The 8,595-nt window shown below is 70.9% G+C and carries 8 protein-coding genes; 7 read left to right on the forward strand and 1 reads right to left on the reverse strand.

Annotated features, from left to right (window positions below; genetic code table 11):
• Window positions 1–153 precede the first annotated feature (153 nt).
• The 7 genes from AB0B64_RS25465 (at window position 154) to AB0B64_RS25495 (ending at window position 8,117) form a co-directional block, all read left to right on the forward strand.
• The gene (locus tag AB0B64_RS25465) at window positions 154–3,402 is read left to right on the forward strand and encodes a BTAD domain-containing putative transcriptional regulator (RefSeq protein WP_358180044.1); all 3,249 of its coding nucleotides are present in this window, start codon (window positions 154–156) and stop codon (window positions 3,400–3,402) included.
• Between the two features lie 146 nt (window positions 3,403–3,548).
• Window positions 3,549–4,187, forward strand: a complete 639-nt coding sequence (locus AB0B64_RS25470) for a TetR/AcrR family transcriptional regulator (protein WP_358180047.1) — start codon at window positions 3,549–3,551, stop codon at window positions 4,185–4,187.
• Between the two features lie 5 nt (window positions 4,188–4,192).
• Window positions 4,193–4,861 (forward strand): VC0807 family protein, encoded by a 669-nt coding sequence (locus tag AB0B64_RS25475; RefSeq protein WP_357949505.1) that lies wholly within the window; start codon window positions 4,193–4,195, stop codon window positions 4,859–4,861.
• Between the two features lie 5 nt (window positions 4,862–4,866).
• Entirely contained in the window at window positions 4,867–5,364 is a 498-nt protein-coding gene (locus tag AB0B64_RS25480; RefSeq protein ID WP_358180084.1) for an SDR family NAD(P)-dependent oxidoreductase, read from the forward strand.
• Between the two features lie 235 nt (window positions 5,365–5,599).
• On the forward strand, window positions 5,600–6,289 hold the full coding sequence (locus AB0B64_RS25485) for a hypothetical protein (protein ID WP_358180050.1): 690 nt from the start codon (window positions 5,600–5,602) through the stop codon (window positions 6,287–6,289).
• A complete protein-coding gene (locus tag AB0B64_RS25490; RefSeq protein WP_358180053.1) occupies window positions 6,289–6,864 on the forward strand; it encodes an XRE family transcriptional regulator in 576 nt (191 codons plus the stop codon). The genes AB0B64_RS25485 and AB0B64_RS25490 overlap by 1 nt, the downstream gene beginning before the upstream one ends.
• 644 nt (window positions 6,865–7,508) lie before the next feature.
• A complete protein-coding gene (locus tag AB0B64_RS25495) occupies window positions 7,509–8,117 on the forward strand; it encodes a hypothetical protein (RefSeq protein WP_358180056.1) in 609 nt (202 codons plus the stop codon).
• Window positions 8,118–8,172: 55 nt separating this feature from the next.
• Here AB0B64_RS25495 and AB0B64_RS25500 read toward each other — a convergent pair.
• The coding region (locus tag AB0B64_RS25500; protein WP_358180059.1) for a hypothetical protein at window positions 8,173–8,595 on the reverse strand (423 nt) is incomplete at its 5' end.

Here is an 8,595-nt window from a genome sequence, read left to right on the forward strand (position 1 = left end):
GATGAGGATCGCGCCTCGTGGTGAAACGCGGCATCAGAGTGGGGCAGGCAGCGTGAGCACATCGTTAGAGCGCTGGTCAGTGGCACAGTGCACGTTCCGGGCACGCCTTTTTCCGCAGTCACCCGGCGGGGACGCGCCTACCCTCCTGTGGCTATGGGAGACTCGCTGACCCTGCTGCTGCTCGGTCCGCCTGAGCTGGCCGTCGGAGCGCGGCCGGTGGGCATCCGCTCCGCCAAGACCCGCGCCCTGCTCTGCTACCTCGCCACCACGCCGGGCCCGCGCCCGCGCTCCGAGCTGGCCGCGCTGCTGTGGGGCGAGCGGCCGGACGCCAACGCCCGCGGCAGTCTGCGCCTGGCGCTGTCGGAGCTGCGCAAGGAGGTGGGCGGGTGGCTGGACATCACCCGCGACCACGTACGGTTCCGCCCCGGCGGCTGCTACGTGGACCACGGACGCTTGGCCGAGACGGCGACCGTGGCAGAGGCATTGCGGTTGTGGCGGGGCGACTTCATGGACGGGGTGTGGTTCTGCGACGCCCCGGCCTTCGGCGGATGGCTGGAGTCGGAGCGCGGGCGGGCCCGGCTGCGGCTGCGCGAGCTGCTGCTGCGCTCCGGCTCCGCGCCACCGGCCGATCTCGTACGGCTGGCGCGCCTGGTGGCCGGGCTGGACCCGTATGACGAGGAGGCGCACCGCCTGCTGATGGCCGCCCTGGCCGCGGCGGGCAACCGGGCGGCGGCCCTGGCCTGCTACGACGACCTGCGGCTGCGGCTGGCTGGCGACCTGGGCGTCGACCCCGCGCCGGAGACCGCGGCGGCCAGGAGGCGTCTGCTCACCCAGCGGACGGCCGTCCGGCGCGCGCCCCTGCCGGTGCCCGGTACGGAGCTGTTCGGCCGGGAGGCGGAGCTGGGGCGCCTGCGTACGCTGCTGGCCGCCGAACGCCTGGTCACCCTGCTGGGCCCGGGCGGCGTCGGCAAGACCCGCCTGGCCATCGCCGCCGCCTCGGACTCGGCCCGTTTCGTCTCCTTCGCCGGGGTACGCCCGGAAGCGGCCGTCACCACACTCGCCCGCCGCCTCGGCGTGGACCTCACGCCGCAGCGCCCCGCCCTGGACCTGCTCCTGGCGGCGCTGGCCCGGCAGGAGGTCCTGCTGGTGCTGGACAACCTCGAGCACCTGCCCGCCTTTGACGCGGTCATCGGGCGCATCCTGCGTACGGCCACGGGTGTGCGGGTCCTGGCGACGAGCAGGCGGCGGCTCGACCTACCCGGCCAGGTGACGTACGAGGTGGCGGGCCTGCCGGGGCCGGCGGCCGAGGCCCTGTTCGCGGCCAGGGCGGCGCGGGCGCAACCGGCGTTCGACGCCGACCGGGACGCCGCCGCCGTGGCCGCGATCTGCGCCGCCACAGGCGGTCTGCCATTGGCCATCGAGCTGGCGGCCGGGCTGCTGCGGGCCGTCCCACCCGCCGAGCTGGGCCGCCACCTCGGCGTGGACTCCGGGTTGCTGTCGGCCGGGGGACCGGCGGCTCGGTCGCGGCACGCCTGCATGCGTACGGTGTTCGAGACCTCCTGGCGGCTCCTCGACCCGGCCGGGCAGAAGGCGCTGGCGGCGCTGGCGGTGTTCGGCGGCGGCTGCACCCTGCCCGCGGCGCTGGAGGTGGCCAGGACCGGGCCGCACGTGCTGGTCCGGCTGGTCGACCAGAGCATGATCGAGCTCACCCCGGCCGGACGGTACGTCATCCATCCGCTCATCCAGCAGTTCGCCGCCGCGCACTTGTCGCCGGGCGAGCGGCGGGCGGCGCGGGAGCGGCACGCCGCGTACTTCTCGCGCCTGCTCGACCGGCACGCCGCCGCCCTGCAGGATGCCTCGGACGCGGAGGTGACCCGCGTGCTGGGGGCGGAGATGGACAACATCCGGCTGGCCTGGGCGGTGTCCGGGGAGCCCGGGTTCCTGGACAACTATTGGGTGTTGTGCCTGCGGCTGCGGCTGTATGAGGAGTCGGGGGCCGTCGTACGGCTGCATCTCGCCCGTACGCCCGAGACTCCCCGCCTGCGGGCGCGATGGTTGCGGATGGCGTGCGTGAGCGAGCATCAGCTGGCCCGGGAGCGGGAGGCGTACCGGCTGGTCAGGGCGGCACTCGACACGGTAGGCAGGCCGCTGCCGGCCTCCCGGCCCGGCCTGGTCGCCGCCATTCTGACGGCCGCCGCGCGCCAGGTCCTCCATCGGGTCCTGCCGGTGCCCCGATCCGAGCGGGACGCCGAGGTGGCGCAGGCATTGACGTTCCTGGCCCGGCTGGCCTACCACCAGCAGGACGTGCCAACGATGCTGGCGGTCTCGTTGCGCCAGCTCAACGCCGCCGACCGTACCTCCGCCCCGGACCTGCGCGCGGAGGCGTACGCGAACTTCGCCACCATCGCCCGCGTCGCCGGCCGCCACCGCCTGGCCCATCGCTACGGCGCGCTCGCCGACAGGGCCCTGACCGGCATCGCGCATCCCACGGAGCCTGCCAGCCGCGCCCGCCTGGCCCGGGGCCTGGACCAGCTCTCGGCGGGGGAGTTCGAGGCGGCCCGGGGGTCGTTCGCCGAGTGCCGGGCCAGGACACTGGACCCCCGGGTGGCCGAGAACTGCGCGGGCATGCTCGCGGAGACGGCGCTCTGGCGGGGCGACTTCGAGCAGGCCGCGAACCTGTACGCCGCCACGGCGGAACAGGCGGCGAGCCGGGTCGGCGGCGACATCGGCCGCCACTGGTGCCTGACGGGCCAGGCCGAGGCCCTGCTGCGGATCGAGGGGACCAGCCCCGAACGGGTCGCCGAGGTGCTGGCGGCGGCCCGCGCCTCGACCGAACGCCGCCGCGCCCACGAGCAGCGCCTCGGCCTGCGGGACGGCGCGGTCATGCCGGTGATCCAGGAGCTGCGCCTGCTCACGGCCTCGGCCCGCCTGATCGCGGCTCGTTCGATGGCGGACGGCCGGCGAGAGGTTCTCACGGTCCGTCTGATGGCGGACGACCCGCGGGAGGCGCTCGCGGTCCCTCTGATGGCGGACGACCCGCGGGAGGCGCTGGCCCGGGCGCTTGATCTGGCCGCCCGCCTGCCGAAGGCCCAGCGCGGCATGCTGGAGTGCTGGTCGGGGCTGGCCGAGCTGCTCTGTCACATGTCCCCGGACCCGGACCCCGCGACGGCCCGGAGGCTCCACCGGCACCTCGCCGAGTACCAGGCCCGCCATCCGGGAGCCGCCGCCCGCATCGGCTGGGCTCGCGCGCTCGTCCTGGCCGCCGCGGGTGAGCGGCGGGCGGCGGCGAAGGTCGCCGAGCAGGCGGTACGGGCGGCCGAACGCCTGTCGGCACCGTACGACCTGCGCCGCGCCCAGGAGGTGGCCGCCCGGCTCCGGGGCGCGGCGGCGGGGCCGCACTGAAGCGGTCCGCCCGGACACGCGGATTCAGCGGTCGGCGGCCGTGGCCTTGAGCTCCTCCCAGGAGGCGGCCATTCGGCCCGCACCGGCCAGACGCGGCACTCGACGCGCTCGACAGTCTTTTTAGCTAGCTGTACCATTTTTTATCTATGCAGATAAAAAAGCAGTCGCGAGACAGTGCCACCAACGCCACACGCCGGGCGCAGATCGTCCGCGCGGCCATCGAGACCATCGCCGAGCTCGGCTACGACAAGGCCACCTTCGCCACGATCACCGAGCGCGCCGGCCTCAGCAGCCCCCGCATGATCTCGTACCACTTCGCGGGCAAGCATGACCTCATCCGGCAGATCGTCGAAGACGTCTACCACACGGGAGCCGCCTTCATCCTGGAGCGGGTCAAGGCCCAGACCACCGCCTCCGGACGACTGCGGGCCTACCTGGAGTCGAACCTGGAGTTCCTCCGGGAGCACCCCACCGACCTGGCCGCTCTGACCGAGATCGGACCCCATCTGCGCGATCAGGCCGGCGAGCCGTACACCGCCGCCGGCTACCAGGAGCCGAGCGTCCAGGGACTGGTCATGCTGTTGGAGGAGGGACAGCGCGGCGGTGAGTTCGGCGACTTCGACGCCCGGTCGATGGCGGTGATGATCCGCGCGACCATCGACGCGGCGGCCCCCCGGATGCGCGGCGAGCACGCGCTCGACTTCGACATCTACCGCAGCACCGTCGTTGATACCTTCGTCGGAGCCGTACAACGGGCCGCACAGCGGACTTCGGAGGAGCGGTGAGCGGGATGCACCGCGGCCTGGTGACCGTCGCGGCCCTGGAGCTCGCCGGACCGCTCGCGATCTTCTACGGGCTCAGGGCGGCTGGGGTGAGCCAGTGGATCGCACTGCTGGCCGCCGGCGCGCTGCCCGCGGCGCGAGCCGTCCACGACCTGATCGTCGAGCGGCGTATCAGCGGGATCACCGTGTTCGTGCTCGGCGCGATGATGCTCACCGTCGCCATGTCGTTCATCTCCGGCAGCCCGCGCGTACTGCTGATCCGCAACGCGTGGGGCACCTGCGCGCTGGGCCTATGGGCGTTGATCACGCTCTGCGGCCGGCGCCCGTTCCTGTACGAGGCCATGCGCGTGATCTCCGATCGCGACAAACAACAGCAATGGGAGACGAACTGGAGGGACCACCCGCCGTTTCGCCACGTGCTCCGGGTCGCCACAGCGGTGTGGGGTGCCGCCCTGCTGGCCGATGCGGCTCTGCGCGTCGTCATGGCCGCCACACTGCCCATCGACGCGGTGCCACTGCTGGACGACGTCCTGCTGATCGTCACCCTCGCCGCCCTGCTCGTCTTCCAACGCCTGTTCGGCCGCGCCTACCTACGCGGTCACGGATTGCGGCTCAGAGGTGTCGAGCTGGTTCGCCTACCGGTTGAAGCGACCGGCCTGCCCGAGGAGTCACGTTGACCGTGATGCTGATCACCGGCGGCGCCGGCGGCATCGGCGCCGCCATAGCCCGGCGCATGGTCTGCAAGGGACGAAAAGTAGTCATCGCCGACAATCTGGACGGCGTCGTCTACGGAATCCACGCCTGCCTGCCGCACCTGCGCGGACACGGCTCGATCATCGTCACCTCCAGCCTGGCCGGCCTCAAGGAGGCTCCCGACCCGTTCTACGCCGCGAGCAAGCACGCCCTGGTCGGCCTCGCACGATCAACGGCCACGCTTCTGGCCCACGACGGCGTCAAGGTCAACGCGCTCTGCCCGGGTCTGGTCGACACCCCGCTGCTGGCCCCGTACCGCGAACCGCTCACCGAGGCCGGACACACCTTCGCCGACCCGGACGAGGCAGCCGACGCGGTCGAGGCCATCCTGACCGACGGGCGGACCGGACAGGCCTGGATCGTCCTGAACGGCCGGCCCTCCTACCCAGCGCGATTCCCTGACGTGACGACCAACACGGCCGGGTGAAATCCCAGCTTGGATATCGTTCGGTGGCTCACCGTCCAGTTGTTGACGGCGCCCGTGATGACCGTCGTCTTCCGTCTGGCCAGGGCCTGCGCGTGGAGCGCGCTATCCACCTGGTCCTGGTGCTCACCCACAGCACACTGCCTGCCAGGCCGCTGACCGCCGCGCTGACGACCGAGTTGCCGTCGTTCGTTATAGTGAACGTAGAGTTTGCCAATCTTTCCTAATGAGGGTTGTCATGCAAGTCCCCGCCTACTACGCGGACACGTACGAAGAGCAGGCCCGTACCCAGGTCACCGCCATAGGTGAGCGCGACGGCGCCCCATGGGTGGCGGTCGAGCACTGTCTGTTCCATCCGCAGGGCGGGGGCCAGCCCGCCGATCGCGGGTGGATAGACGGCCACGAGATCGCCCCGTTCCGGGACCACGACTCCGGGCTGGTCGTGGCCATGGCCTCCGGCGAAGCCACGCTGCCGCTCTTCTCGCTCGGGCAGTCGGTCGAGGTCCGCATCGACCTTCCGTCGCGCATCGCGCATGCCGCGCTGCACACGGCCGGCCACCTGATCGAGGCGGCCGGACGGGCGCAGGGCTGGGTGCTGGCCGCGAACAACCACTTCCCCGGCCAGGCCAGGATCGAGTTCACCGCACCGCGGCCCGACGCCCGCCTGGAGGCCCCCGAGGGCCGGGAGGACGCCACCGAGGCGCTGCGGACGGAGGTAGCCAAGGCCATCGCACAGGACCTCCCCGTGACCTGGGAGAACGACGCCGAGGGGCGCCGTATCGTGCACCTGGCCGAACTGCACTCGGCTCCGTGCGGGGGAACCCACGTACACAGCCTCGGCGACCTCGCCGACGTCGTGCTGCCCACGCTGAAGGTCAAGAAGGGCCGGATCCGCGTCTCCTACAGCGCCGCCCACCGGGAACGCTGATGGCACCTTCATCCGGCGACCGCCGGCCCGCCAGCAGCACGGCCATCGCGATCGGGGCGCAGATCCGCCACCGCCGTGAGCAGCGCGGCATGAGCAGTGCCGAGCTGGCCCGCCGGGCGGGTCTGAGCAAGGCGACGCTGTCGCAGCTGGAGGCCGGGCGGGGCAACCCGACCATCGAGACCCTCGACGCGCTCGCGATCGCCCTGCGCATCCCGCTGACCGACCTCCTGGCGCGCGACACCGACCCGGGGCCGGTGTTCGTACCGGGCACCGACCTGGCCGCCGGCGAAGTGGGACGCGAGCTGCTGCGCCGGATCAGCAGCGGCAACAGCCTGGAGATCTGGCGGCTGCGCATGCCGCCCGGTACGCACTTGGACGGCGTACCGCACGCGACCGGCACCATCGAGCACCTGCTCGTCTCCTCCGGCCACCTCACCGCCGGACCCGCCGACGCCCCCACCGACCTGCACCCCGGTGACCTGCTCGCTTTCGCGGGAGACGTCCCGCACATCTACCGCACCGGCCCTGAGGCGGCCGACGTCACCGTCGTCATCGCCTCGCCCATCATCAGCTGAAAGACACGCATGAACATGAGCGTGACTGTCCCCGCCTCACCCCAGCGCATGTTCACCAGCGACAACACCGCCGGCGCCTGCCGGAGATCGTCCAAGCCGTCACCGCCGCGGTCGTCGGCCAATCTTGGACTCTTGGCCGTCCTGGGCCAGCCCTCCACCGTCCTGGGCGGGACGGGACTCTCGGGAGTGCTCACGCGATCGGCGATAGCGTGCAGCAGCCTCTTTCCCCTCTGCTCCACGCGGTAACTCGAGCCAGCACATCGCTTGGCCGACGCTGATGCCGCATTTCGTGGTCAGGTAGTCGACGAACCGGCAACGTCCGCAGGCCGTTGAGGAGCCGGTGCGGCCGGCCTCTGAATCGCTCTTCTTCACACGTGAATTCGGCCGCGTCGGCGGTGACGAGCCCTTTCTGATCTGGTGGCACATCGATCACATCCTGTTCAGTGGACGCTGTCAGAAGGAAGTGGATTCCGACTGAACGCACTCAGAGGGCAGGGTGTAGTCGAGTAACTGGTAATTCACTGCGGAATGAGACCGTGCAGGTGATCGGCTGGCTTTGTCCGCAACGCCTTCACGTCCCTGCCATCGGCGGCCACCGGTAGCCGACAGACAGTATTCGCAGAAAATTCACAGAAAGCAGGAACATGAAATTTAGGAACGTCTCGCGCAAGTTCGGTATGGCTTTGGCGGCGGGGGCCGTCGTACTGATGGCGGCGCCCGCGGCGAGCGCCGACACGACCCCCACTCCCGCTAGGGAGGTCGGCACGTTCAAAAATCTAGCCGACTACGTGAAACAGCGCGACGCCGCCCGCGATGGCGCGAGTACCCTGAGGCCCTCATGTGGGGAGGGTGTGATGAGGCTCAAGGCCAACGACCGTCTTGTCAGCGCCGAACTCGAATACACGGGATCCTCTTGGGGCATGCTCCGCGCTCGGGCGACCACCTCCGGTCCATGGGAGAGGTTCAGAGTCTGCTATGACGGAACGTCCGACACCATCTATTCGGTGGGTGCCCAGCGTTATGTGAGCGCCGAGGTGGAATACACGGGCGCCAATTCCGGCATGCTCCGGGCACGCGCGACCTCCATCGGACCATGGGAGAGGTTCCGTCTCCAGTGCGGGTCCATCTTCTGCTCCATGAGGTCTCTCGCCAACGACAAACTCGTGGCTGCCGAGGTGGAATACACGGGCGCCAATTTCGGCATGCTGCGGGCGCGCTCGACGACCACCGGGGACTGGGAGCTGTTCTACTGATCGCCTGGTCATGGCCTGGGCGATGACCAGGGGGCCTGAGATACGGCTGCACCCATCAAACCCGCAGAAGGGTGACCTGGCGGCCGGACGGTGTGGCCGCCTGCTCGAATCCGCCGCGTTCTTTCCAGGCCGGGGCTTCGGGGCGCCGGTCGAAGATCACCAGCACGCCGGTGGTGAGGGTGAGGCGGTCCAGGTATCGGTCGAGCTGTGCGAGGCCGTCGGGCATGGGGTCGTTTTCGCCGGTTCGCCAGACTTTCAGCTCCATGGCTTCCCGTTGCACCTGCCGTTCGCCTTCGGGGCCGGTGTAGGGCCAGCGGACGAGCACGTCCAGGCGCTTGGTGCCTGCGGCGTACTCCCGGTCGAGGTGGCCTCCGCCGTTGACGAGGCGGTGCAGGAAGGCCATGAGGATGATCTGGCAGGCGGCCTCGTGGTAGCCCTCCTGCCGGATGAGGACTTCGCCGTGTTCGCGCCAGAACAC

Source organism: Nonomuraea sp. NPDC049129 (assembly GCF_040648495.1).
Classification (GTDB): domain Bacteria; phylum Actinomycetota; class Actinomycetes; order Streptosporangiales; family Streptosporangiaceae; genus Nonomuraea.